General features: G+C 40.8%; 22 protein-coding genes. 21 read left to right on the forward strand and 1 reads right to left on the reverse strand.

From position 1 onward, the window contains the following. Positions 1–55 precede the first annotated feature (55 nt). The 14 genes from HMPREF3108_RS10905 to HMPREF3108_RS04310 all read left to right on the forward strand — a co-directional run bounded on the left by HMPREF3108_RS10905 (position 56) and on the right by HMPREF3108_RS04310 (position 12,805). Positions 56–916 carry a hypothetical protein gene (locus HMPREF3108_RS10905; protein WP_256262217.1) on the forward strand — a complete coding sequence of 287 codons (861 nt, stop codon included), beginning with the start codon at positions 56–58 and terminating at the stop codon, positions 914–916. A gap of 9 nt (positions 917–925) precedes the next feature. Then, positions 926–1,570 (forward strand): hypothetical protein, encoded by a 645-nt coding sequence (locus HMPREF3108_RS04250; protein WP_045504277.1) that lies wholly within the window; start codon positions 926–928, stop codon positions 1,568–1,570. Next, positions 1,557–1,991: an NADAR family protein gene (locus HMPREF3108_RS04255; protein WP_045504275.1), complete on the forward strand. Its 435-nt coding sequence runs from the start codon at positions 1,557–1,559 to the stop codon at positions 1,989–1,991. The genes HMPREF3108_RS04250 and HMPREF3108_RS04255 overlap by 14 nt, the downstream gene beginning before the upstream one ends. 289 nt (positions 1,992–2,280) lie before the next feature. After that, complete coding sequence (locus HMPREF3108_RS04260) at positions 2,281–3,240, forward strand: hypothetical protein (protein ID WP_048809674.1); 960 nt, start codon at positions 2,281–2,283, stop codon at positions 3,238–3,240. A 14-nt stretch (positions 3,241–3,254) separates the two neighbouring features. Further along, positions 3,255–3,884, forward strand: a complete 630-nt coding sequence (locus HMPREF3108_RS04265; RefSeq protein WP_045504273.1) for a hypothetical protein — start codon at positions 3,255–3,257, stop codon at positions 3,882–3,884. Beyond that, the gene (locus tag HMPREF3108_RS04270) at positions 3,881–4,498 is read left to right on the forward strand and encodes a hypothetical protein (RefSeq protein ID WP_045504271.1); all 618 of its coding nucleotides are present in this window, start codon (positions 3,881–3,883) and stop codon (positions 4,496–4,498) included. The genes HMPREF3108_RS04265 and HMPREF3108_RS04270 overlap by 4 nt, the downstream gene beginning before the upstream one ends. After that, positions 4,495–5,124: a hypothetical protein gene (locus HMPREF3108_RS04275; protein WP_045504269.1), complete on the forward strand. Its 630-nt coding sequence runs from the start codon at positions 4,495–4,497 to the stop codon at positions 5,122–5,124. Before HMPREF3108_RS04270 ends, HMPREF3108_RS04275 begins: the two co-directional genes overlap by 4 nt. 161 nt (positions 5,125–5,285) lie before the next feature. Then, positions 5,286–6,323, forward strand: a complete 1,038-nt coding sequence (locus HMPREF3108_RS04280) for a zinc-binding dehydrogenase (protein ID WP_045634082.1) — start codon at positions 5,286–5,288, stop codon at positions 6,321–6,323. Positions 6,324–6,735: 412 nt separating this feature from the next. Continuing rightward, positions 6,736–7,335, forward strand: a complete 600-nt coding sequence (locus HMPREF3108_RS04285; protein ID WP_045634178.1) for a nitroreductase family protein — start codon at positions 6,736–6,738, stop codon at positions 7,333–7,335. Positions 7,336–7,609: 274 nt separating this feature from the next. Next, positions 7,610–8,326 carry an ABC transporter ATP-binding protein gene (locus tag HMPREF3108_RS04290; protein WP_045504265.1) on the forward strand — a complete coding sequence of 239 codons (717 nt, stop codon included), beginning with the start codon at positions 7,610–7,612 and terminating at the stop codon, positions 8,324–8,326. Between the two features lies 1 nt (position 8,327). Next, a complete protein-coding gene (locus HMPREF3108_RS04295) occupies positions 8,328–9,410 on the forward strand; it encodes an ABC transporter permease (RefSeq protein WP_045504263.1) in 1,083 nt (360 codons plus the stop codon). 39 nt (positions 9,411–9,449) lie between these two features. Next, positions 9,450–10,073 (forward strand): TetR/AcrR family transcriptional regulator, encoded by a 624-nt coding sequence (locus HMPREF3108_RS04300; protein ID WP_045634081.1) that lies wholly within the window; start codon positions 9,450–9,452, stop codon positions 10,071–10,073. A gap of 168 nt (positions 10,074–10,241) precedes the next feature. Further along, entirely contained in the window at positions 10,242–10,931 is a 690-nt protein-coding gene (locus HMPREF3108_RS04305; protein WP_045634080.1) for a VIT1/CCC1 transporter family protein, read from the forward strand. A gap of 173 nt (positions 10,932–11,104) precedes the next feature. Continuing rightward, complete coding sequence (locus tag HMPREF3108_RS04310) at positions 11,105–12,805, forward strand: alpha-L-fucosidase (protein WP_176744515.1); 1,701 nt, start codon at positions 11,105–11,107, stop codon at positions 12,803–12,805. Between the two features lie 35 nt (positions 12,806–12,840). On the opposite strand, the gene HMPREF3108_RS04315 is transcribed toward HMPREF3108_RS04310, so the two are convergent. Beyond that, entirely contained in the window at positions 12,841–14,934 is a 2,094-nt protein-coding gene (locus tag HMPREF3108_RS04315) for a GH92 family glycosyl hydrolase (RefSeq protein ID WP_070493415.1), read from the reverse strand. Positions 14,935–15,103: 169 nt separating this feature from the next. On the opposite strand from HMPREF3108_RS04315, the gene HMPREF3108_RS04320 reads away from it, so the two are divergent. The 7 genes from HMPREF3108_RS04320 to HMPREF3108_RS04350 all read left to right on the forward strand — a co-directional run bounded on the left by HMPREF3108_RS04320 (position 15,104) and on the right by HMPREF3108_RS04350 (position 25,467). Next, entirely contained in the window at positions 15,104–16,393 is a 1,290-nt protein-coding gene (locus HMPREF3108_RS04320; RefSeq protein WP_070493418.1) for a glycoside hydrolase family 125 protein, read from the forward strand. A gap of 1 nt (position 16,394) precedes the next feature. Then, entirely contained in the window at positions 16,395–19,028 is a 2,634-nt protein-coding gene (locus HMPREF3108_RS04325) for an alpha-mannosidase (protein ID WP_070493421.1), read from the forward strand. 67 nt (positions 19,029–19,095) lie between these two features. After that, entirely contained in the window at positions 19,096–19,974 is an 879-nt protein-coding gene (locus tag HMPREF3108_RS04330) for an ROK family protein (protein WP_070493424.1), read from the forward strand. Further along, the gene (locus tag HMPREF3108_RS04335) at positions 19,959–21,842 is read left to right on the forward strand and encodes a beta-N-acetylhexosaminidase (protein WP_070493427.1); all 1,884 of its coding nucleotides are present in this window, start codon (positions 19,959–19,961) and stop codon (positions 21,840–21,842) included. The genes HMPREF3108_RS04330 and HMPREF3108_RS04335 overlap by 16 nt, the downstream gene beginning before the upstream one ends. Positions 21,843–22,010: 168 nt before the next feature. Beyond that, complete coding sequence (locus HMPREF3108_RS04340; RefSeq protein ID WP_045634073.1) at positions 22,011–22,946, forward strand: ABC transporter permease; 936 nt, start codon at positions 22,011–22,013, stop codon at positions 22,944–22,946. 13 nt (positions 22,947–22,959) lie between these two features. Next, positions 22,960–23,895: a carbohydrate ABC transporter permease gene (locus HMPREF3108_RS04345; protein WP_048774672.1), complete on the forward strand. Its 936-nt coding sequence runs from the start codon at positions 22,960–22,962 to the stop codon at positions 23,893–23,895. A 111-nt stretch (positions 23,896–24,006) separates the two neighbouring features. Next, positions 24,007–25,467, forward strand: a complete 1,461-nt coding sequence (locus HMPREF3108_RS04350) for an ABC transporter substrate-binding protein (RefSeq protein WP_012130800.1) — start codon at positions 24,007–24,009, stop codon at positions 25,465–25,467. The last annotated feature ends 74 nt before the right edge of the window (positions 25,468–25,541 follow it).

A 25,541-nucleotide genomic window follows, 5' to 3' on the forward strand; every position in this document is an offset into this window, starting at 1 on the left:
GATATTTTTCCTGTGATTTTAGAAGATTGATATAGTATAAAGAATTTAGGGTAGGATGCTTTCCTTGCCCTTTTCGTCTCGTAGATTTGTTGAGAAACACGGCCCTAACTTTGAACAAAAACGGTTTGAGTATATCGCTGAAATGGGCCTTGATTCAGTCACAGGCAAAGAGGCTGATGAGGAACTCCTGAATTATGCCACAAACTATACCAAGTACGCACCGAGTATAAAAGCGGGTTATGACTTCCTAATGGTAGGGGTAGCAGCTTGGAGTACTCGGGCTTATAATAAGGATATACAAACACAAAGGGCCGATGCCCAGATTAATGAGTATTATCAGATTAAGGATGCGGTGAGAAATTCGAGTGTGGGGAGTCAGCCGGTGGTACCGGATGCTGAAGTGAATACTAGAGCTTTTACTGAAAAAACCGTTCCGGATTTTGTAACTCGAAACGATAACAATTTCTCTGATACTCGAAATTATAAAGGAAACCCTAAAGCTTATATCAATAAGGATGGTTATCTAGTGTCAGTAAATCCTGATGGAGATCTTCCTATCCATTCTCAAATACGAGGCGGTAATTCTGATCGTACACCTTATATTTCAACAACAGATCCAGAATTCAGTACAACTCCCAAAAATTATGGATCATATAGGATAAGGATTGATTCCAAGCAAATTCAGCATGATATTGAGACAGGAAAACTTAAAAACGTAGAAGTTATAACACACCAAGAAATAGTTGACCATTTGCAAAAACGAGTTGACCAAGCACAAGTGAGATATAATAAAAATCCAAATGATATAAATACGAGAAGGCTAAATGATGCTAAAAAAGATTTATTCAATACTAAACGTGATGGGGAAGTATTGATAAAAGGAAATATTCCACCCGAATATTTTACTTTTGAATAAGGAGAAAAAATGACTAGAGAAGAACTTGATAATCTATTTTACAAAGTCCCTAATGGTGTAGACTACGCAGACCTGCTTGAAGAAGTTGACTTAGAAGATGTGCCAGAAGAAACGATTAACAAACTTATCTCTTTATTATCTAGCGATGATGATTTTTTGCGCTATAAAGCTTCTAGGCTTTTAACTATTTGGGGGCTGAAAGAAGGTTTTGATGTGTTGACTCAGATGTTTGTTGAAGGGAAATTGGAAGGCTACATTCCTCATCGGCTATATAGTTATGATGATACAAATCGAATTATATTAGATGCTCTTACTAGCTATTGGGCTAATCAATCAGATATTGGCAATGGTGATAAAGCAAGGCAAGACATATTCCCTTATGTCTGCAAAATTATAGAGCAGGCGGAAAAAGGTTATTATGATCTTTCATATTTTTACTATCTAGTTGAAGATAATGGCTTTTCTGAATATATCCCTTACCTAAAGCACTTTCTATCTGTTATTATGGATAAGCCAGAAGATAATTATTGGCGAATTCATGATACTTTGAAACTGTTTTTAGAGATAGAACCTGATTATGTGGAAAAACTTCTGGAGGAGAAAAGTAAATCACTAGCTGATTTCGGATTGGAGGAAGAGAATGAAGGCAATTAAATTCTATAAGGTAAACGATGCTTACGGTTATATGTCCAATTTTGCTCCTTATCCTTTTTCGGATGGAAATAAAATCTGGCCTACATCGGAACATTATTTCCAGGCTCAGAAATTCTTGGTTCCAGAAATTCAGGAAAAAATTCGCCTGCTGGAGTCACCTATGGATGCTGCTTTGGAGGGACGCAATCGCCAGAATCCGTTACGAAAGGACTGGGAAGATGTAAAGGATGATATTATGCGTTATGCTGTTCGTGAGAAATTCCGTCAAAACACAGTAATTATGGAAGATTTATTAGAGACTGGAGATAGTATCATCATTGAACATACGAAAAATGATAGCTACTGGGCTGATGGTGGCGATGGTACAGGAAAAAATATGCTGGGGCAAATTCTGATGGAAGTACGGACAGAGCTTCGCTAAATACAAACTACTAACAAAGACAATCTATTCAGTTAGGTTTTAAATTCCCCTAGTTCAGTCTGTAAAGATAAAAAAATCCCGATAAACAGATATATATGTGTTTATTATCGTAAAAAGTGAAAGGGAGAGATAAATCTTTTGCCCTTTTCCTCTAAGTTTAGAGCTGATTAGCCGCTATTTCACAGATAGTCTGCAGGGTTTTGGGCTTAGCTATCCAAGGAGCGACGCAGCTTAGTCAGGTATTGCTGGATAGCGATGGTAATTATTCAACTGAAGGCATGAATATGAGTTGGGTAGAAGAAATCAAAAAGGCAAAGATTCAGACTATTTCAAAGAGAAATATCTGGAACCTAAAGAACGACTGATTCAAGAAGCTTCTCGCAATATGATGCTATCGGATGAAGGTGATGCTTATTATCGTAGCCAACTCAAGGAAAAATTAAAGGGTAAACCTCGTTCAGAATGGGATAAGATTGTTGATGATTATAACCATACTCTAAAAATTGACAATGAAGGCAATATAATTGATGTAATTGATTTTAGTGATTATGATAGTTCTTTCTACGTTGTAAATAAGAATGGTCGTTACGATGAACAGTATACTAACCAGATCAATGAGGAATTACATAAACTAGAAGCGGAAAATGCTGAAGCTAATTTAGGAGCAGTGGCTCAGGGGCTTGTAGAAATTTTAGCTGGTATTGGTGTTTACTTTGGAGGAACAGTTGCTGAGGCTGTAGGTTTATTCTTTGGACTAGAATCTGCTGGAACTTCTGCAATTGCTGGTATAGCAGTGGCTGATTTGAGCTATGCTTTTGGCGGAAGTTTAGTAATAGATGGTGCCAGAAATATAGGTACAGCTATTGTTAAAACGAATATAGCCAATGGCAAAATCAGCCTAAATACAGCTAGTAACTACGACAGCTGGCAGGCCAATAAACCGACGAGTAAGACCATTTCCGGCAGAGGTGGTAAACTAATTGAAGGCAGAGTGGGAAATCGGAAAGTGAAGCTTCGTGTAGATTGGGAGTCAACGAGTGGTTCGAATGGTGATGGAGTTTTCCAGGTTCAATCTGGAAGTGGGAAGTCGGGGTATAGAGTGAATGAGCATATTGACATTAAGAATATTTACAATAAAAACTCAATATGGGATTGGATTAACACTAATGATAACTTAAAAAACCTTAATAAAACTGTTAAAGAAGAAATCTTCAATAGAATTTGGAAAACTTATCAAAATAATTACTGAAATTAGGAGGGAATATGAAACTATATATAAAAAGTGATTTTACGAAAAAAATAGACTTCACAACTAGAGAGCTTGTTTGGAAGATGTGGTTTAAGGAACGGAATGGCAAGAAAATAAGTTTCTCCAATGTTGGTGATGATGCTATGTTACAGGATGATTTTTACTTTGGTGTTCGGTTACACAAGTGGTCTTCAGTTGACGAAAGATGGGATAAGGCTCCTTTTATAATTCCTAGTAATCCTTGGTTGTCTTTGGAATATGAGAGTATAACACTTGAATTTGAAAAAACTTTCATTACAGAGTGGAGAGAACGTGGAGATTATCTACGTATCGCAACATCTCATATAGATGTTTTAACAGTAGATAAACGTGCTTTATACATTATGGCGGTCGAGGTTGCGAGTGCAATAGGTGGGAATATCAGCGAGGATGACAAAGAGACATGGTTAGATGTAGAGACTTTTAAGGAGCTACATAAGGATGTTCTTTCACTGACTTATGATGAAGCGGTTGAAATTAGTTTGGAAGAATTAAAGACAATGGTGCCAGTAAGAGATCCTTTATGGGAAGAAGAAGAGCGCCTTCGTGAAGAATACATCCAAATCCATGGTGAACGAATTTATGACGAAGAGGAAGACGAGTGAGACTATATCTTAAAGGTAACTACGAAACTAGTATATACCAAACCTGTATGGAATTTCCTTGGAAAATGTGGTTCAAGGAACGTAAGGGAGTGAATGTTGGTTTTTCTTATGCACTTGATGATAATTTTTATTTGAGTTTAACTCTAGATAAATTTTCTTCAAATGATGAGCGTTGGGGAATGGCTGATTTTAGAATAGGAAAAGACTCTTGGGCGACTTTTAAGCGTGAAAATTTAAATTTAAATTTTGAAAATTCTTATGAAAGTGATGGGCGAGAAAAAGGAGACTGTCTTCGAATAATCACGACTCATAAGGATATTCTAACGGTTGACAAGCGAGCGCTCTATATCATGGCGATTGAGGTAGCATCTGTCATTGACGGTCAAATCAGCGAAGACGACAAAGAAACATGGCTGAGTATTGAAGAATTCAAAACGAAACATATAGACCTACTGAATTTGACCTACGACGAAGCAGTCGATATTAGTTTAGAAGAGATAAAGGTTTTGAAAGCCAGCGACGAGCCTCTCTGGGAAGAATTGGATAGGAAGCGCGAAGAGTATATCCGAATCCATGGAGAAGTGGAGTTGGATGACGATGAGGAAGACGAGTGAGAATTTATATCAAAAGTGATTTTAAGCAAAAAATAACCTTTACAACAAGAGAGCTGCTCTGGAAAATGTGGTTTAAGGAGTGGCATGGTCATCCTATTACATACTCAAACGTCGGTGATGATGAGATGCTACAAGATGATTTCTTTTTTGGTGTACAATTTGATAAGTGGCGATTTAATGATAAGCGATGGAATCATATACCATACGACAAGAGCGATCCTTGGAATTCGTTTTCTGATGAAAATATTCAGTTGGAATTTGAAAAAACTTTCATTACAGAGTGGAGAGAACGTGGAGATTATCTACGTATCGCAACATCCCATATAGATGTTTTAACAGTGGACAAACGTGCCTTATACATTATGGCAGTTGAGGTTGCGGGTGCAATTGATGGGTATATCAGCGAGGATGACAAAGAGACATGGTTGGATGTAGAGACTTTTAAGAAGTTGCACAAGGATGTTCTTTCACTGACTTATGATGAAGCGGTTGAAATTAGTTTGGAAGAATTAAAGACAATGATACCGGTAAGAGATCCTCTATGGGAAGAGGAAGAACGCCTTCATGAAGAATACATCGCTATCCACGGTGAACGTGTTTATGACGATGATGAAGATGATTTTTAAAACATTTATTAAGCCAATCAAATTGATTACTTAATTAAGAGCAAGCAAATGGCGCAAAAGAGGAAATTTTCATTAGAAGCTTCAAGCCCATATTCTACTTACAAAATAGATAACAAAGGTGTATACTAAAAGCAAGTAAGAATAGAAAGCAGGTATGTTCTATGAAGAAAACAGTCTATACAAAAGCTGGGGAAGTGGGTCTAGTAGAAGTGGAGCGTCCGCAAATAGAGGCACCGGATGATGCTATCATTCGTATCGTTCGGACCTGTGTCTGTGGCTCTGACTTATGGAGCTACCGCAATCCAGACATCGAAAAGGGCCATCAAAATAGTGGGCATGAAGCTATCGGGATTGTCGAAGAAATCGGTGAGGCCATTACAACGGTTAAGCCAGGTGACTTTGTTATTGCTCCCTTTACTCATGGGTGCGGGGAATGTGATGCTTGTCGAGCAGGATATGACGGTACCTGTGATCGTCATGTTGGTAATAACTGGTCAGACGGGGTGCAAGCGGAGTACATCCGTTTCCACTTTGCCAATTGGGCCCTTATCAAAGTTCCAGGTCAACCTTCTGATTACACAGAAGGCATGCTCAAGTCTCTCTTGACATTGGCGGATGTTATGCCGACAGGTTACCATGCAGCGCGTGTTGCTGACGTCAAGCCTGGTGATAAGGTAGTTGTCATCGGTGATGGAGCGGTTGGACAATGTGCAGTGATTGCTGCTAAAATGCGTGGGGCTTCTCAAATAGTTCTCATGAGCCGTCACGAAGACCGACAAAAGATGGCGCTAGAGTCAGGAGCGACTGCAGTGGTTGCTGAACGTGGTCAAGAAGGAATTGCTAAAGTCCGTGAAATCCTTGGAAGAGGAGCGGATGCAGCTCTGGAATGTGTCGGGACAGAAGCAGCTGTTGACCAGGCACTGGGAGTCCTTCACAATGGTGGTCGGATGGGCTTTGTTGGGGTTCCTCACTATAACAACCGTGCTCTTGGATCGACCTTCGCACAAAATATTACAGTGGCTGGGGGAGCAGCCTCTGTTACCACCTATGATAAACAGTTCTTGCTGAAAGCTGTCCTGGATGGGGACATTAATCCGGGACGTGTCTTCACTTCAAGTTATAAACTTGAAGATATTGATCAAGCCTATAAAGACATGGATGAACGTAAGACCATTAAAGCAATGATTGTAATCGATTAGAAAAGAGTCTAGTAGAATTGTTGTCTACTAGGCTTTTTGTTAGAGTCATTCTTAAATAGCTGTTGAACCTTTCTGTCTGTTCCCCATGAAAATGAATTTACGGACCAATAAGAGTTGAGTTTGTATGCGAAAAGAAGTTCTATGAAGTCTATTATTATCTGCGTGCAAACGATAGAATAAGTTTATCAGCTTGTTGGCCTTTACTGAGTAAGATTTGTAGATAAAGAAGGTCTTGTGGCATAGATAGATTTAGAAAAATAAAAAATATCAAAAAAATTATCACTAATTATTGACAATGTTTTAAAAAACTGTATAATAGATATTGTAACAAATATTATTACAACAAAGAAAGGCTTCTATGAATATCTTTAACGGATTCAAACAAGTTTTTAAACAGAAAGAGGAAAAAATAATGACAAACTTTTCAGATTTACAAGCAAAACGCCGCTCCATCTATGCTTTGGGCAAAGATGTAGAACTTACAAACCAAGAATTGATTGATACCATCCAAGGAGCAATTCTCCAAACACCAACAGCTTTCAACTCACAAACATCACGGGTTGTGATTCTGTTGGATGAAGAGTCAGATGCTTTCTGGAATGAGATCGCCTACTCAGAACTTGAAAAAGTGACTCCAGCTGAAGCTTTTGAAGGAACAAAGGAACGCTTGGCAGGTTTTGCTCAAGCAAAAGGAACCATTCTTTTCTATGAAGATCAAGATGTTGTCAAAGGTCTTCAAGAGCAATTCCCGCTTTACGCTGAAAATTTCCCAATTTGGTCAGAGCAAGGCCACGGAATTGCCCTTTATGCGACATGGTTGGCTCTAGCTGAGCAAAATATTGGTCTCAACGTGCAACACTATAACCCCTTAGTAGATGCACAATTGGCTGAAAAATATGATATCCCAGCTAACTGGAAACTCCGTGCTCAAGCACCATTTGGAGAAATCAAGGCATCAGCTACTGACAAAGAAATCCAAACAGAAAACCGCTTCAAGGTATTTGGAAATTAATCAATCTAGAAAATCCCATCTGGAACTAGATGGGATTTTTAGTTTTTTCACAATAATTTAAAAAGTGGACAGGAAAGACCATTTCGGAGTATCGAGAAGAGATTCAGAAACACTCCTAAAATCAGAGATATTTTTTATAAGCATCAGATAATATCATCTGGTGCTTTTATTTTTTTAAAGAATTTCAACTTTTTTCTTGACAAGTGAGTAAACACTCACTATAATAGCTCTTGTGATTTAAAAAGTGAGTACGTACTCACCTAGGAGGAGGCATATGAAAAAATTGCTACATTTACAAGATTTGGATAAGTCTTTTGGTCGTCAAATGGTTTTGAATCATGCCAGCTTTGAATTGCAGCCGGGAGAAATTATAGGCTTAATTGGTCCGTCTGGTGCTGGTAAATCAACCATGATTAAGACCATGTTGGGAATGGAAAAAGCTGATGGAGGCGAAGCTTTAGTTCTGGATCATACTATGCCCAATCGTCATATTTTAGGAGATATTGGTTATATGGCCCAGTCAGATGCCTTATATGAGGCTTTGTCAGGCCAAGAAAATTTGGAATTTTTCGGTCAGCTAAAAGGGCTATCCAAAAGAGATTTGACAGTTGAAATTGCCCACGTGGCTCAAGTTGTGGATTTGACAGAGCATTTGAATAAAACGGTATCCGGTTATTCTGGAGGAATGAAACGGCGTTTATCTCTGGCCATCGCACTTCTGGGGAATCCTCAGCTCTTGATTTTGGACGAACCGACAGTTGGAATCGACCCTTCTCTTCGAAAGAAAATCTGGAAAGAATTATTCGCGCTTAGAGATAATGGGGTTGGGATATTAGTTACTACCCATGTTATGGATGAAGCAGAGTTGACGGATAAGGTCGGTTTATTATTAGGCGGAAAAATCATTGCTTTTGATACACCGCAACACTTAAAAGAAAGTTATCAAGTTTCAAGTATTGAAGAAGTATTTTTAAAAGCAGAAGGTGAGTAAAATGAGAACAATAGCGATTGCAAAAAAAGTCATCAAAGAATTACTTCGTGACAAACGAACTCTAGCCCTGATGTTTATAGCACCTGTTTTTATCATGTGGTTGATGAACCTCATGTTTTCAGCTAGTACAACCGTGAATGTCAAGTTGGCAACACAAGATCTACCAACTGGTTTGGTAACGAAAATGGATGAGCTCGATCATGTGGACGTCGAGATTTATCAAGGCTTAGATCAAGCCAAAGAAGCGCTAGTAAATGAAAAAGTAGATGCTGTGATTTCTTATAAAGACGGTGAGTATCAGGTCGACTACGCAAACACAGATGCCTCCAAGACATCTATGATACGACAAGTGTTACGAACAAGTATCGTCAATGAAGGCACCGATCAGTTATTATCTCGTGTCAAACAAGCTCTTCCACAATTGAAATTAGATGCAAAGGCGCCTGAAATCAAAGAATCTTACCAATATGGAGATAAAAATACTGGATTCTTTGCACGTATGATTCCAATTTTAATTGGCTTTGTGGTCTTCTTCTTTGTCTTTTTGATTTCTGGTATGGCGCTTTTGAAAGAACGCACCAGTGGAACACTAGAACGTTTGTTAGCAACACCAGTGAAACGATCTGAAATCGTCTATGGCTATATGTTGTCTTACGGTATTATTGCGATTTTTCAAACGGCAGTTGTCGTCTTAGCAGCAATTTGGCTACTAGATGTAGAAGTTGTAGGAAGTATTTTAAATGTTATAATAGTTAATGTGGTACTGGCTCTTGTAGCACTGGCATTTGGAATTCTCTTGTCTACTCTAGCAAAATCAGAATTCCAAATGATGCAATTTATTCCTCTCGTGATTATGCCCCAACTTTTTTTCTCAGGAATTATTCCATTGTCATCCATGGGAGAATGGGCTCCAACTGTGGGGAAATTTTTGCCATTAACCTATTCTGGTGATGCAATAAGCCAGATTATTCTTTACGGGCACAATCTTGGTGATATTTTGTCAAATCTTAGTGTTTTAATGGTTTTCTTGATCATTTTAACAATTCTTAATATTGTTGGATTGCGTCGTTATCGTAAAGTTTAGAAATCAACATAAATAATGCTAAAAAGGTGTGAAGATTAGATGGATAAGACTGTTTTTGAATCGTTTGAAGATTACTTAGAAGAAGCGAATTACCCTCAAGGAAAGAAAAAAATCATGCAGGCAGCAGTGGATCTCATATCAACCAGGAGTTACCATGGGACATCAACTCTTCACATAGCTGAGCGTGCTGGACTAAGCCAGGCAACTTTGTTTAAGTATTTTAAGACGAAGGATGATTTACTGACGGCTATTTTACATCCTGTAGTCCCAGGCATTTTCGGTAGTTTTTTTGAGGAACTCTTAGCTTTTGAAACGACAGAAGAGAGGGTTCGTTATCTCGTCCACGATCGTATGAGCTATCTCAAAAAAAATCGTGCTTTGATGAAAATCATTCTGCAGGAGAGTTTTTCAAATAAAAAACTAAAAAATGAACAGATTTTTATCTGGAATGCTATTCAAGATAAACTTCGAGTACTTCATAAGGAATTGCTAGCAGATCCACGTGTAAATCCAGAGTTAACGATTCCTCAAATGGTTCGTATTTGTGTTGGTCCATTGTTGGCTTACTTCGCTCAGCTTTATATCGTTAGCGACAATGGAGAAATGAAAGAGGAAGACTTAGACTTATTAGAAAAACAGATCTTAGGTGGCTTGTGGAGATAATGCTTGCATTGTATTAATGAAGTTCAAGATTTAGCTTTGAGAAATATTTTAATAATCTCTTTCTTCTATTAAATAGTAGAACTTTTCTCATTTTCCTATTTTTCCTTGTATTAGTTTGAAGCTTTATTTATAATGATTATAAATAAAAGGCAAGGGAGAATAATATAAATGGAAGAGCATAAAATTGATAAGAACTTTAGTGGTCGGCTGAATATCTTGCGAGCTGGGGTTTTAGGAGCAAATGATGGTATTATTTCCATCGCAGGAGTAGTAATCGGGGTGGCCAGTGCGACGGACAATGTCTGGATAATCTTTCTGTCTGGTTTGGCAGCTGTCTTTGCAGGTGCCTTTTCTATGGCAGGCGGGGAGTACGTGTCTGTTTCTACTCAAAAGGATACAGAGGAGGCTGCTGTTGCCAGAGAGCGTGAGCTTTTAGAGAAGAATCCAGATATTGCAAGGCAGTCTCTCTATGCTGCCTATGTCCAAAATGGTGAGTGTGAGACTTCTGCTCAGCTTATGACCAACCGGGCCTTTCTCCAAGATCCGCTGGAGGCTTTGGTTCAGGAAAAATATGGAATCGAGATTGAGGAGTTCACCAATCCTTGGCATGCGGCTGTATCAAGCTTTTTAGCCTTTGCGGTTGGTGCGCTTTTTCCTATGATTACCATTATCCTGCTCCCTGCCCATATCCGTATCTGGTCAACGGTTGTGATTGTGGCTTTGGCGCTTTTGGGAACGGGCTATACCAGTGCTAGGTTAGGCAAAGCACCGATCAAAAATGCTATGCTTCGAAACCTCGTGATTGGTCTTCTAACCATGGCGGTCACTTATCTGGTCGGACAGATTTTTGCGATTTAATTTGAGAGAAAAATTAAAATGAGGTCCCCTCTTCAACAAATTATAGAAGAAAGAGTGGCTTTTTAGGAAGTTATAAGGAAGGTGTTGTTAGCGCCTTCTTTTTTTGTTATAGTGGAGCTAGCAAAGAGATTTACTAGAAAAGAATAAGGCGGATAGATATATTTATGAAAAAAATGGACGAAATTGCGGACTTTGCTCCCTTACCTTCAGCAGCCCAGCTGGCTTATCATCGAGATGAGTTGGCGGCTTTTATTCATTTTGGCATTAATACTTTTTATGAGCAGGAATGGGGCAATGGTCAGGAAGATCCTCGCCTTTTTAATCCGTCTAAACTAGATACGGATCAGTGGATTAGGATTTTGAAAGAGTCTGGATTTAAAAGAGTTGTTGTCGTAGTCAAGCACCATGACGGTTTTGTCCTTTATCCGAGTCGCTACACAGACTATACGGTGGCAGCTAGTCCCTGGAGGGATGGCAAGGGTGATCTATTAGCAGAAATTTCTCGCTCAGCTAGTATGTATGATATGGATCTGGGCCTTTACTTGTCTCCTTGGGATGCTCACAGTTCGCTCTATCATATCGAGACTCAAGAAGCCTATAATGAATATTATCAGAAGCAACTGGAAGAAATTCTGAGTAATCCGCTTTATGGCAATAAAGGGAAATTTGTAGAAATCTGGATGGATGGGGCGCGTGGTGAGGGTGCACAAAAGCTTACCTATGATTTTGGATCTTGGTTTGAGACCATTCGTCATTACCAAAAAGACGCTCTGATCTTTTCGACAGAAGCGACTGAATTGCGTTGGATAGGAAATGAAAGAGGTCGGGCCGGAGATCCCTTGTGGCAGAAAATTCGACCAGAAAAACTAAGTGAGAATACTCCATCGGCCTATCTCTGCCATGGGGATCCGCAAGGGACACAGTATTCCTTAGGAGAAGCTGATGTATCCTTGCGCTCGGGCTGGTTTTATCATGCTAGTCAGCAACCCAAATCTTTGGCTGATCTGCTGGATATCTATATGGATTCCGTTGGGCGTGGGACACCCCTCTTACTCAACGTCCCGCCAACTAAGGAAGGGCTATTGGCTGATGAAGATATCCAGCGCTTGCAGGAATTTCACCGGGTCATTTCAGATTTATATACGGATAATCTAGCCTACCAGGCCAAGGTGAGCTGTAGTAATGAAAAAGAAGGCTTTCCATCTAGTCATTTGACGGATGGACGGGAAGATACTTTCTGGGTGCCAGCTTCAGACGAGTCAGCCTATGTCTTAGAAATTGACTTGGGCCAGACTCGTAGCTTTAATCTCGTTGAAATTCGAGAACCCATTGCCAAAGGTCAACGAATCGCAGGCTTTACCTTAGAAGTGAAGCAAGAGAATGGCTGGACTGTCTTTGCTCGTGGTCAGACCATTGGTTACAAGCGCCTACTCTTAGGACAAATGGTTGAAGCTCGCTATTTAAGATTGACCTTGACAGATTTTCAAGTTCTTCCTCTTTTGAACAAGTTTGCAGTCTATAAGACACCGGCTGTGCTGGAAAAGAAAAATACAATTGCTGGTTTAGAATTTTCAAAAATAAGCTCTCCTCTTGTCGGAGGGCAAAATCCTTCAATCAGTCTCAGACGTTTGGACAAAGTGGAGGATAGAGAGAAAATTCAGATAGTCACAGAGCCCGGTACTGGAACGCATGGGACGGCTTATCTAGATCAGGTTTGGGAAATCACATTTGACTCTGGCGAGCAGACGAAAGAAATCACCCTATCGACTTTAGCCTTTACAGGTCAAGAAGACTTAGATTTTTATCTCTGTGCTAACCGAGAGGACGGTCGGCAAAATCGGGTCAAAATCGTGGTCAAGCCAAGTTCAGAATAAAAACGCGGAACTATTGTTCTGCGTTTTTTTGTTTATTATTCTTTTGAAGAATTTGGTAGCCAAGACAAGTGGAAGTCTAGGCGCTTGGCAACTAGCAGTTCTTCATGGGAAATGTGTTGCAATGCCTGCCCATCTAACTCGGTTTTAGTCACAAACTGGAAGTGAGGATAGTTGTCATGAGCATAAATGTCTAGCCATGTTTGACTTTGTGGTAGATACAAACGTAGATGATTGAAGAGAGGAATACCTAGGTCGTAAAATGGTTTTCCAGGACAGGTTGGATAGAGCCCGATGGCGCTCCAGATGTACCAAGCAGAGAGGCTACCATTGTCTTCGTCACCAGGAAAAGCTTGCCAGCCAGGTCGAAAACCTTGCTCTCTCAGGCTTTTAATAAGTAGACTTGTATACTCCGGCTTGTCGCTGTAGCGGAAGAGATAGGGGATGTGAAAGCTAGGCTGATTCGAAATGGCTAGTTGACCAAAGTGCGCTGTCGCCATTTCACTCATTTCGTGGATTTCATAGCCATAACCTGTTACGTCAAAGAAAGGCTGGTCCTGACAGAGCTTGGTTAGATAATCAGTGAAAGCTGTTTGCCCTCCCATTAGATCTTTCAATCCTTCAATATCATGGAAGATGCTGAGTGTATTTTGAATAGCTGAGCATTCTGCATAATCTCTACCCCAAGTATATGGAGAAAAGTCTGGCCTGAATTTGCCATTCCGATCTTTGGCTCTCATGCAACCCGTTTCTGGATCGAATAGATGCTGGTAATTAAGAGACTGCTGTAAGTATCGCTGAGCAACTGGTTCTTGTTGGAGTTTATTGGCAAGGCTAGCAATGCAAAAATCACTATAGCTATAATCTAGGGTATGGCTGACGCTTTCATGGTAGTCAAATGGCAGGTATCCTAGAGTTTGATAGTCCGAAGCCCCTTGCCTGCCGTATCGTTTAGAAGGGTCTTCCTTCTCTGCCGTCTCTAACATGGCTTGGAAAAGGTCTTTTTCTAAATCAGGTATGAGATTTTTAGCAGTAGCATCTGCAATGACACCATCTATCAAGGTCCCTGGCATCATGCCCCGTTCATCAGGAGCAAGCCACTTTGGTAAAAATCCTGTTTCTTTGTAGAAATTCAGAAAGCCTTCTAGAAAGTCATGATAGGTATCTGGAGCCATAAGGGCTAATAGAGGAAAGCTAGTACGAAATCCATCCCAAAAACCGATATTGGTAAAGAGTTTCCCTGGCTGAACAGTCTGGTGGGTAAAATCCCAATGGATTTCTTGACCTTCTGCATCAAGCTCATAAAAGGTTTGAGGAAAGAGAAAGAGCCGGTAGAGAGCTTGGTCAAACATCCGACGGTCTATTTTGCCTTGGTCTACAATATCAAAACGATGGAGAAAGGCTTCCCAGTCCTTCTTTGTTTCTTCTTTGATTTTGTCAAAGGAAGACTGGGGTAGATTGATCAGGGCTTGTTCTTCTGATATAAAAGATGTGGCTAAGGAAAATTGCAGTTGGCCTTGCTCGAAGTCTAGGACAAGGTCTTGGTCTAAGAAACTCTGTTTTTTGATAGGCTGGTCAAAGCGCAAGCAGACATGCATGACTAAGGGCTGCTTGGCTGGCTTGGTTTCTTCCTTGAGACTGCCTAAGAGAGTGTAGGCATCTACTTGCTGGAAAACCATCTTTGCTTCACTATGGAGAATGAGACTGATAGGCTGCTCTCTCTGGTTGGTCAGCCGGAAACGAGCTCCGTAGCGACTAGGAGTCAGCTCAGTGCTGATCTGGTAGCGGTTGGAGTTGATTTTTAAATAATAAGGTTGGAAGATACTCTCGTCTGGTCGATAAGAAGACTGGCGGTGGTAAATATCTGAATACTGTATCTTTTCTGAGACAGGAGTTATGAGAAGCCACGAGTAGTCACCAATCCAAGGACTGGGTTGGTGGGTTAGACGGATGCCTTGGAAAATAGGTGAGTCTGGATTAAAAAACCAAGATCCGTCTGTATGGCTACTTTGAGGTACAAAGTAGTTCATACCAAATGGTGCCCCTGTATAGGGTAGGGTATTGCCATGTGAAATGCTATGGGAATTGTCCGTTCCATAACGGGTGTCAATTGTTTCTAGTATTGGTTTCATATAAAATCTCCTTGCAATGAGGCCTGTTTTTTCTAGATTATAACATGAAAAACATTCCAATGGATAAGGCAAAAATATAATATCGAAAGGCCTTTAGTTTGTGTATATATTTTGAAAACGGTTTAGCCTATACTAGAGGATGTAAAGGACTATGAAAAAGGAGAAAATAATGGTTTATTCAAAAGAAATCGTCGGGAAATGGCTGGAGTCTGTTGCCCAGTTAGCCCACGAACATCCAGCTTGGGTATCCGTTTTTGAGCGTTGTTATACAGACACTTTAGATAATACAGTAGAAATATTAGAAGATGGTTCAACCTTTGTTTTGACGGGAGATATTCCAGCTATGTGGCTACGAGATTCGACAGCTCAGCTCAAACCCTATCTCTTTGTAGCTAAGGAAGATCCGAAAACACGCAAAACAATTGCTGGTCTGGTCAAACGTCAGATGACACTGATTTTAAAAGATCCCTATGCCAACGCTTTTAATATCGCGGATAACTGGAAGGGGCATCATGAGACAGACCATACAGACTTGTCTGGTTGGATTTGGGAGCGCAAGTATGAAGTGGATTCACTCTGCTATCCTCTGCAACTGGCTTATCTCTTATGGAAAGAGACTGGTGAGACGAGTCATCTAGATGCTACTTTTGTGGCGGGTGTCAGAGAAATTCTTCGGGTTTGGATGGTAGAACAAGATCACAGTCGCTCTTCCTATCGTTTTGTTCGTGATACGGACCGCAAGGAAGACACACTAGTTAATAGTGGGCAAGGACCTGAATTTGCTGTGACAGGTATGACTTGGTCAGCCTTTCGTCCAAGTGATGACGCTTGTATTTACAGCTATTTAGTACCTTCGAATATGTTTGCAACGGTCGTCTTGGGCTATGTGGCAGAAATCTTTGAAAAATTGAATCTGGATGGCGCTGAGGTGATTATTCCGCATGCACAGCGTCTACAAAGAGAAATCAAAGACGGAATTGAAAACTACGCCTATACCAAAAATGCCAAAGGTGAAAAGATTTACGCTTTTGAGGTAGATGGTTTGGGGAATGCCAGCATTATGGATGATCCCAATGTACCGAGTCTATTGGCGGCGCCATACCTGGGCTTTTGCTCGATAGATGACGAAGTCTACCAAGCGACACGCCGCACGATTCTTAGCCCTGAAAATCCTTACTATTATGAAGGAGAGCGAGCTGCAGGAATCGGAAGTTCACACACCTTTTATCGTTATATCTGGCCGATTGCCTTGGCAATTCAAGGTTTGACCACGCATGATAAAGATGAAAAACGCCGGATATTAGACCTCTTGGTAGATTGTGACGGAGGGACAGGTGTCATGCACGAAAGCTTCCATGTAGATGATCCGACTAAGTATTCTCGTGAATGGTTCAGCTGGGCTAATATGATGTTCTGCGAATTAGTATTAGACTATTACGATTTAAAAATAGAGGTATAAAATGGAAAATATTACTGTACATATTATTTCTCACAGCCACTGGGATCGAGAATGGTATCTCCCTTTTGAGTCCCACCGGATGCAGCTGGTAGAGTTATTTGACAACCTTTTTGATCTTTTTGAAAACGATCCTGACTTTAAAAGTTTCCATCTAGACGGACAGACCATTGTCCTGGATGATTATCTAGAAATCCGTCCTGAAAACCGGGACAAGCTGCAGCGCTACATTGACGAAGGCAAACTGAAAATCGGTCCTTTCTATATCTTGCAGGATGACTATCTGATTTCCAGCGAAGCAAATGTCCGCAATACCTTGATTGGTCAGCAGGAGTGCAAGATGTGGGGCAAGTCTACTCAGATTGGTTATTTCCCAGATACTTTTGGGAATATGGGGCAAGCGCCTCAGCTTTTGCAGCAATCTGGTATTCAAGTAGCTGCTTTCGGTCGAGGAGTGAAGCCAATCGGATTTGACAACCAAGTCTTAGAGGATGAGCAATTCACTTCTCAGTACTCTGAAATGTACTGGCAAGGTGCCGATGGCAGTAAGGTTTTAGGTATCCTTTTTGCCAACTGGTATAGCAATGGAAATGAAATTCCAGTCGACCCTGAGGAAGCGAAGATTTTTTGGGAGCAAAAATTAGCAGATGTGAAGAGCTACGCCTCTACAAACCAATGGCTGATGATGAACGGCTGTGATCACCAGCCAGTTCAGCGCAATCTCAGTCAAGCTATCCGAGTAGCCAATGAGCTTTATCCAGATATCAACTTTGTACATAGTTCTTTTGATGACTATATGCAGGCTGTGGAGGCAGCTCTTCCTGAAGAATTGTCTACAGTTCAAGGCGAATTGACCAGTCAAGAAACTGACGGCTGGTACACTCTGGCTAATACTTCTTCAGCCCGTATCTATCTAAAACAAGCTTTCCAAGAAAACAGCAACTTGCTAGAGCAGGTGGTTGAGCCACTAACTGTTATTACAGGTGGTCACAATCACAAAGACCAACTGACGTATGCTTGGAAAACCCTTTTGCAAAATGCTCCGCACGACAGCATCTGTGGCTGTAGTGTAGACGAAGTTCACCGTGAAATGGAGATCCGCTTTGCCAAAGTTAATCAAGTGGGAGAATTTGTCAAAGGCAACCTGCTGGAAGAATGGAAACAAAAATTAGATAGCCGTCAAGCAGAGAGTGACCTGCTCTTCACTGTTGTCAATACGGGACTCCATGATAAGGTCGACACTGTTTCTGTAGACGTGACATTTGCGACTTGTGATTTCAAGGAAGCGCATCCGACTGAAGCTTACCGGAGGATGGCGGAGCTGACAATTCCAGACTTGATTGTTAAAGATTTGGATGGTCGTCCTGTCGAAGCAAAAATCGAAGATTTGGGAGCTAATTTCCAATATGACCTTCCGAAAGATCGTTTCCGTCAGGCTTATATTGCTCGTCAGTTGCGCGTAACTTTACCGGTTCACCTGGCTGCTTTGTCTTGGAAAACCTTCCAATTGCTTCCTGGTGCAAAAGAAGAGCATGAAGGCCTCTACCGCAATGGCGTGATTGATACTCCGTTTGTGACTGTTAGTTTTGATGAAAACTTAACCGTCTATGATAAGACGACCCATGAAGCCTATGAAGACTTCCTCCGATTTGAAGATCGGGGTGATATTGGAAATGAGTATATCTACTTCCAGCCAAAAAATACAGAGCCAATCTATGCAAAACTGGCTGATGTCAAGGTGCTGGAAAACAATGCCCGCTACGCTAAGGTGGAATTGAGCCATGAATTGATCTTGCCAGTAAGCGCTGATGATGTGCTTGAGCAAGAGCAAAAAGGTATCGTAGAATTTATGACTCGCTCAGCAGGTCGTTCGTCAGAATTGAAAACCATGATCTTAACAACTGAGTTGACAGTCTTTGTGGACAGTCCGCAACTGCGCTTTAAGACTCGCTTTACTAATACTGCTAAAGATCACCGCATCCGTGTTCTTTTCAGAACCCACAACAGCAGTAAAACCAACGATTCAGACAGCATTTATGAAGTAGTTCGTCGTAATAACCAACCAGCTGCTTCATGGGAAAATCCAGAAAATCCACAGCACCAGCAAGCTTTCGTCAGTCTTTATGATGGCCAAAAAGCAGTAACAGTAGCTAATAAAGGTCTAAATGAATATGAGATTTTAGGCGATGATACGATTGCCGTAACTATTCTACGTGCAACAGGTGAACTGGGCGACTGGGGCTATTTCCCAACACCAGAAGCTCAATGTCTACGCGACTTCCAAGTCGAGTACACTGTGGAATGCCACCAGCCGCAAGAGCGCTTTAGCGCTTATCGTCGGGCTAAAGCCTTCCAAACGCCGTTTACAGCTCTGCAAATTTCCAAACAAGATGGAAGTGTTGTGGCAAATGGACAAGCCCTAGAGCACCCAGCTCTCAACATGCCTGAAATCTGTCCAACGGCCTTGAAAGTGGCTGAAAACGAGTCAGGAATTGTACTTCGTTACTACAATATGACCCAAGAAGAGCAAGAAGTGACGACTGATTCCCAAACGCTAGTTAACCTTTTAGAAGAAGTAGTGCCTGAAAAGTCAGGAGTTTTAGGACCTCAGGAAATTCGTACAGAACTATTGAAATAAGATTAAACTGTGACTGGGGTGTCTTGCCCCAGCCTTAGAATTAATAAAATAAGTAAAGGAGAAAAACATGGTCATTGCAACAGTCGATATAGGCGGCACAGGTATCAAGTTTGCGGCTATGTCTAAAGAAGGAGAAATACTGGAAAAGCAAGACATTGCTACGCCAGACAATTTAGATGCCTTGCTGGCTTGGCTGGATTCTTGTCTTTCTAAGCGAGCTTACCAAGGCATTGCTATGAGTGTGCCTGGGGCAGTTGATCGAGAAACAGGCATCATTGGTGGTATTAGTGCAGTTCCTTATATTCATGGCTTCTCATGGTATGATAAGCTGGCTTCTTACGGTTTACCGATTCATTTAGAAAATGATGCCAACTGTGTTGGTTTAAGCGAGCTTTTGGCTCACCCTGAGCTAGAAAATGCAGCCTGCGTGGTCGTTGGCACTGGTATTGGTGGCGCCATGATTCTCAATGGCAGATTGCACCGTGGCAAGCACCATCTGGGTGGAGAGTTTGGTTATATGCTCTTGTCTGAACCAGCTGAGACGCTAGGGAATTGGTCACTTCTTGCTTCGACAGGTAGTCTTGTTCGCTCTGTTCAAGCTAGTACCGGCTCGCAAGACTGGAATGGTAAGAAGATCTATGAAGCTGCGGCTGCAGGAGATAAAATTTGCCAAGCTGCAATTGAGCAGATGAACCGAAACCTTGCCAAGGGGCTGCTCAATATCCAATATTTATTTGATCCGGATGTGATTAGTTTGGGTGGCTCTATCAGCCAAAATCCTGACTTTATTCAAGGTGTCCGCTCAGCGATTGCTTATTATGTTGATCGCTATGAAGAATATTCGGTTGTACCAGAGATTCTGGCTTGTACCTACCAAGGAGAGGCTAATTTGTATGGTGCTTTAGTAAACTGGTTACAGGAGGAAGGCCAATGGCCACATTCTTAGGATTATCTAGTAAACAAGAGAAAGCTCTTTCCCGTTTAGAAAAGTATTTGAACTTGGGGGAGATTGAAGTCAGTCTTGTCACTGATTCAGCTAGATCGATCAAGGTTGAAGGACGTCAGGGGCGTTATCAAGTTAGTTTTAAGCAACCTCATCAGCTCTATCGAGCTTTGGCGCTTTTATCTGCTGCGCTTAGATCAGGTCGAGACGAAGTGCAGATTGAGGAAGAAGCGGCCTATGAGGATTTGGCCTATATGGCTGACTGTTCCCGCAATGCCGTCTTAAACCTAAGCTCAGCTAAGCAGATGATTGAGGTCTTGGCTTTGATGGGGTATTCCACCTTTGAACTCTATATGGAAGACACCTACGAGATAGAAAATCAGCCTTATTTTGGCTATTTCAGAGGACGCTACACCGTTGCAGAATTGCAAGAGATTGAAAACTATGCAGCAGATTTTGATATGAGCTTTGTTCCTTGTATTCAGACCTTGGCTCACTTGTCAGCTTTTGTCAAATGGGGTGTCAAGGAAGTGCAAGAACTGCGAGATGTTGAGGATATCCTGCTGATTGGTGAAGAAAAAGTTTATGATCTAATTGAGGGCATGTTCCAGACGATGGCCCATCTGCGTACACGCAAGATTAATATCGGCATGGACGAAGCCCACTTGGTCGGTCTCGGACGCTATTTGATCAAGCATGGTTTCCAAAATCGCAGTCTTCTTATGTGCCAACACCTTGAGCGAGTCTTAGATATTGCAGATAAGTATGGTTTCCACTGTCAGATGTGGAGCGATATGTTCTTCAAGCTTATGTCAGCGGATGGTCAGTACGACCGTGATGTGGAAATTCCAGAAGAAACCCGAGTTTATCTGGATCGTCTAAAAGAGAGAGTGACCTTGGTTTATTGGGATTATTATCAGGATAGCGAGGAAAAATACAATCGTAACTTCCAAAATCATCATAAGATCAGCCAAGACATTGCCTTTGCTGGTGGCGCTTGGAAGTGGATCGGCTTTACACCACACAACCATTTCAGTCGCTTGGTAGCCATCGAAGCCAATAAAGCTTGCCGGAAAAATCAAGTCAAGGAAGTGATTGTGACAGGCTGGGGAGATAATGGTGGAGAAACTTCTCAATTCTCTATTCTACCTGCTCTGCAGATTTGGGCAGAGCTAGCCTATCGGAATGATTTAGATCAGTTAGCAGCACATTTTAGGGTGAGCACAGGTCTTGATATTGACGACTTTATGAAAGTGGATTTAGCCAATCTCTTACCAGGTTTACCAGAAAACCTCAGTGGTATTAATCCAAATCGCTATGTCCTTTACCAAGACATCCTCTGTCCCCTGCTGGAACGCCATATCCGATCGGAAGAAGACAAGCAGCATTTTGAAGCATCTGCTCAACAGTTAAAAGAAGTCAGGCAAAGAGCGGGCGATTATGCCTATCTTTTTGAGACCCAGAGCCAGTTAAATGCACTCTTAGCCTTGAAGATTTCCGTAACATCTGGCATTCAGAAAGCCTACCGTGAAGGGGATAAGGAAGGTTTGGCAGGCTTGGCTGAAAAAGATTTGCCTCAGCTTTACCAAATGGTTGAAGACTTTTCAGAGCAATTCAGTCGTCAATGGCAGCAAGAAAACAAAATTTTTGGTTTGGACACAATCGACATTCGCTTTGGAGGTTTACTCAAGCGGATCACGCGAGCACAAGAACGCCTAGAGCAATACATTAGCGGTCAAATCGAGCATGTCGAAGAATTAGAACAAGAAATCTTGCCTTTTAATGATTTCTATAAGGACCAAGGTTTGACAGCGACAACGGCCAACCAATGGCACTTGATTGCAACGGCCTCAACGATTTATACGACTTAGCAAAAAGCCGACCTTTTTGAGGGTCGGCTTTTTCATCTCATTTTTATCTATAAATTGGATAAATAATTTGTATAGTTTTTTCTATAATTTGGAGTTTAAAATTATTTTTAAAAAAGCATATAATAGAAATGTGAAAACGGTATCAACTAAATAGAAAGGGAGATTTGCATGAATAAGTTGATAAAAACATTAAAAGAAAATTTCGTTTTCTTGCTCATGGTTCTGCCAGGAGTCATTTGGTTGATTTTATTCTTCTACATTCCGGTTTTCGGAAACGTAGTTGCCTTTCAGGATTTCCATATTCACCCTGATGGTTTCATTGCCAGTATCTTAAATAGTAAATGGGTGGGATGGGATAACTTCAAATTCTTATTTAGCTCGAGGGACGCATTTATCATTACACGTAATACCCTGCTCTACAACTTTGGATTTATCATTTTAGGTTTGATTGCTGCAGTGGCGATTGCGATTATCTTTAGTGAAATGCGATCTAAGAAGTTAGTGAAAGTGTACCAAACTTCGATGCTCTTTCCTTATTTCTTGTCTTGGGTTATTATCAGTTACTTTGTAGATGCTTTCTTAAACATTGATAAAGGGCTGATTAATCACTTGCTTCAAGGTTTTGGAAAGGAAGCGATTAACTTCTATACAACTTTAGGAGTTTGGCCGGCCCTTTTGCTCTTCTTGGGTATTTGGAAGGGGCTTGGATATAGTAGTGTTATCTACTATGCAACCATTATGGGGATTGACCCGACCTACTATGAAGCAGCAACAGTGGATGGTGCGACTAAGTGGCAACGCATTCGCAACATTACCTTGCCTCAGCTAACACCTCTAATTACGGTCTTGACCATTCTGGCAGTCGGAAATATCTTCCGCGCGGATTTCGGTCTCTTCTATACAGTGACCCGTAACGGAGGAGGAGGATCTCTCTATAGCGTTACCAACGTTTTGGACGTATATGTCTACAACGGACTTTCAGGAACTGGGGACATCACAATGGCCGCAGCCGCAGGATTGTACCAATCCGTTGTTGGTTTAATACTCGTTTTAGTATCTAACTTGATTGTTCGTCGCATAGATAAAGATTCTGCGCTATTCTAGAAAGGAGGAACCAATGAAAAAATCGGAAAAAATCAAAAAAGAAAAAATCGATAACGTTGGTATCCATGCTTTCAGTAAGCCAGCTAACTTATTTTTCAGTATTTTAATCGGGATTATTGCCCTATCTTGTATCCTACCATTTATCTTCGTTATTATGATTTCTATTACAAATGAGTCTGTAATAGCGACGAATGGTTTCAGCTTCTGGCCATCTAAATTTGGCTTTGACGGTTATCTTTTCCTAGTACAGTTTAAGGACAAAATTTTAAACTCCCTTTTTATCACTCTGTTTGTGACAGCTGTCGGTACCAGCGTCAATGTCTTCATGACAACGACATACGCATATGCAATTTCTAGAAGGACATTTAAATACAAACGCTTCTTTACAGTATTTGCTTTGATTACCATGCTCTTTAATGCAGGTATGATTCCAGGTTACATCGTGGTAACTCAGTTGCTACGAATCGGAGATACAATTGCAGCCTTGATTATACCAATGTTGCTCTCTCCATTTAACATCATCTTGATGCGGACCTTCTTTAAACGGACGATTCCAGAAGCAATTCTTGAATCCGCTAAGATTGATGGTGCAAGTGAAACACGGATTTTCTTCCAAATTTGTTTACCACTTGCTCTACCAGGTATTGCAACAATCAGTCTCTTCACAGCTCTAGCTTATTGGAATGACTGGTTCAATGCCTTGCTTTATATCAAAAATCCAGATTTCTATCCTTTGCAATACTTGCTGATGCAAATCCAATCAAATATGGACTATATCGCAAAATCAGCAGGTCTGTCATCACAAGTTGTTGGGGCAGCCAGTGGACTGCCTAAAGAAACTGGTCGTATGGCCATGGTGGTTGTGGCAACCTTGCCAATTGCAATGCTCTACCCATTCTTCCAACGTTATTTCGTAAAAGGTTTAACGATTGGTGGGGTCAAGGAATAAAAATCCTAAACCTGCCTGTCATGTTTGGACTTCCTTGAAGTCAGCTTCGTAACTGAGCTTATCAGTTCATTAAATTGTTTATCAAAAAATAAAAATAAAGGAGTTTTTCTTATGAAAAAGTGGCAAAAAGTCGCACTCTTCTCAGCCAGCGCACTCTTGATTACAGCTTTGGCGGCCTGCGGTAGCAGTAAATCATCTAGTTCAGAAAATGGTCCAACAACCATTAAGATGTACCAAATCGGTGATAAACCAGACAACTTGGACAAATTGTTGGAAAATGCTAACAAGATCTTGGAAAAGAAAGTTAATGCTAAATTAGAAATGCAATACCTTGGTTGGGGTGACTACAGTAAGAAGATGTCTGTAATTACTTCATCTGGTGAAAACTATGATATCGCTTTTGCTGATAACTATGTTGTAACTGCTCAAAAAGGTGCATATGCTGACTTGACAGACCTTTATAAGAAAGAAGGAAAAGAACTTTATAAAGCTCTCGACCCTGCTTACATCAAAGGTAACACTGTAAATGGTAAGATCTATGCTGTTCCAGTAGCGGCTAACGTTGCATCATCACAAAACTTTGCTTTCAACGGTCCTCTTTTGGAAAAATATGGAATTGACATTTCAAACGTGAATTCATATGAAACACTTGAACCTGTTTTGAAAGCAATCAAAGAAAAAGATCCAAACGTTGTACCATTTGCAATTGGTAAAAACTTCATTCCATCAGAAAACTTTGACTACCCAGTAGCAAACGGTCTTCCATTTGTTATCGATATGGAAGGCGACACTACTAAGATCGTCAACCGTTATGAAGTTCCTCGCTTCGTAGAACACTTGAAGACTCTTCACAAATTCTACAATGCTGGATACATTCCTAAAGACGTAGCAACAAGTGATACCACTTACGAACACAACAGCGATACATGGCTTGTTCGTGAAGAAACAGTAGGTCCTGCTGACTATGGTAATAGCTTACTTTCACGTGTAGCAAACCGTAAGATCGAAATCAAACCAATTACTAAATTCATCAAGAAAAACCAAACAACTCAAGTTGCTAACTTTGTCATCTCAAACAACTCTAAGAACAAAGAAAAAGCAATGCAAGTGTTGAACGAATTGAACACTAACCCAGAACTTCTTAATGGACTTGTTTATGGACCAGAGGGAGAAAACTGGGAAAAAGTTAAAGGTTCAGAAAACCGTGTAAAAGTCTTGGATGGCTATAACGGAAACACTCACATGTCTGGATGGAACACTGGTAACAACTGGATCCTTTACATCAACGAAAATGTAACTGATCAACAAATCGAAGATTCTAAGAAAGAATTGGCTGAAGCAAAAGAATCACCAGCTCTTGGATTTATCTTCAACACAGAACCAGTTAAATCTGATATCACAGCTGTTACAAATACAATGCAACAATTTGATACAGCTATTAACACTGGTACAGTAGACCCAGAAAAAGCAATTCCAGAATTGATGGAAAAACTTAAATCTGAAGGTGCTTACGACAGAGTACTGAAAGAAATGCAAAAACAATACGATGAATTTTTGGCTGCTAAAAAATAAGCCGAGGTAAACATTGAGGTTGGGATTTAGATCCCGACCTCCTTGTTTTTTCTTGTTTGATTGTTCAATTTTGA

It is taken from the genome of Streptococcus sp. HMSC10A01, from assembly GCF_001807785.1.
Lineage (GTDB): Bacteria > Bacillota > Bacilli > Lactobacillales > Streptococcaceae > Streptococcus > Streptococcus gordonii.

Coding starts and splice junctions, on each gene's coding strand:
- HMPREF3108_RS10905 (WP_256262217.1), top strand. CDS start 56: ATGCTTTCCTTGCCCTTTTCGTCTCGTAGATTTGTTGAGAAACACGGC.
- HMPREF3108_RS04250 (WP_045504277.1), top strand. CDS start 926: ATGACTAGAGAAGAACTTGATAATCTATTTTACAAAGTCCCTAATGGT.
- HMPREF3108_RS04255 (WP_045504275.1), top strand. CDS start 1,557: ATGAAGGCAATTAAATTCTATAAGGTAAACGATGCTTACGGTTATATG.
- HMPREF3108_RS04265 (WP_045504273.1), top strand. CDS start 3,255: ATGAAACTATATATAAAAAGTGATTTTACGAAAAAAATAGACTTCACA.
- HMPREF3108_RS04280 (WP_045634082.1), top strand. CDS start 5,286: ATGAAGAAAACAGTCTATACAAAAGCTGGGGAAGTGGGTCTAGTAGAA.
- HMPREF3108_RS04285 (WP_045634178.1), top strand. CDS start 6,736: ATGACAAACTTTTCAGATTTACAAGCAAAACGCCGCTCCATCTATGCT.
- HMPREF3108_RS04290 (WP_045504265.1), top strand. CDS start 7,610: ATGAAAAAATTGCTACATTTACAAGATTTGGATAAGTCTTTTGGTCGT.
- HMPREF3108_RS04295 (WP_045504263.1), top strand. CDS start 8,328: ATGAGAACAATAGCGATTGCAAAAAAAGTCATCAAAGAATTACTTCGT.
- HMPREF3108_RS04300 (WP_045634081.1), top strand. CDS start 9,450: ATGGATAAGACTGTTTTTGAATCGTTTGAAGATTACTTAGAAGAAGCG.
- HMPREF3108_RS04305 (WP_045634080.1), top strand. CDS start 10,242: ATGGAAGAGCATAAAATTGATAAGAACTTTAGTGGTCGGCTGAATATC.
- HMPREF3108_RS04310 (WP_176744515.1), top strand. CDS start 11,105: ATGGACGAAATTGCGGACTTTGCTCCCTTACCTTCAGCAGCCCAGCTG.
- HMPREF3108_RS04315 (WP_070493415.1), bottom strand. CDS start 14,934: ATGAAACCAATACTAGAAACAATTGACACCCGTTATGGAACGGACAAT.
- HMPREF3108_RS04320 (WP_070493418.1), top strand. CDS start 15,104: ATGGTTTATTCAAAAGAAATCGTCGGGAAATGGCTGGAGTCTGTTGCC.
- HMPREF3108_RS04325 (WP_070493421.1), top strand. CDS start 16,395: ATGGAAAATATTACTGTACATATTATTTCTCACAGCCACTGGGATCGA.
- HMPREF3108_RS04330 (WP_070493424.1), top strand. CDS start 19,096: ATGGTCATTGCAACAGTCGATATAGGCGGCACAGGTATCAAGTTTGCG.
- HMPREF3108_RS04335 (WP_070493427.1), top strand. CDS start 19,959: ATGGCCACATTCTTAGGATTATCTAGTAAACAAGAGAAAGCTCTTTCC.
- HMPREF3108_RS04340 (WP_045634073.1), top strand. CDS start 22,011: ATGAATAAGTTGATAAAAACATTAAAAGAAAATTTCGTTTTCTTGCTC.
- HMPREF3108_RS04345 (WP_048774672.1), top strand. CDS start 22,960: ATGAAAAAATCGGAAAAAATCAAAAAAGAAAAAATCGATAACGTTGGT.
- HMPREF3108_RS04350 (WP_012130800.1), top strand. CDS start 24,007: ATGAAAAAGTGGCAAAAAGTCGCACTCTTCTCAGCCAGCGCACTCTTG.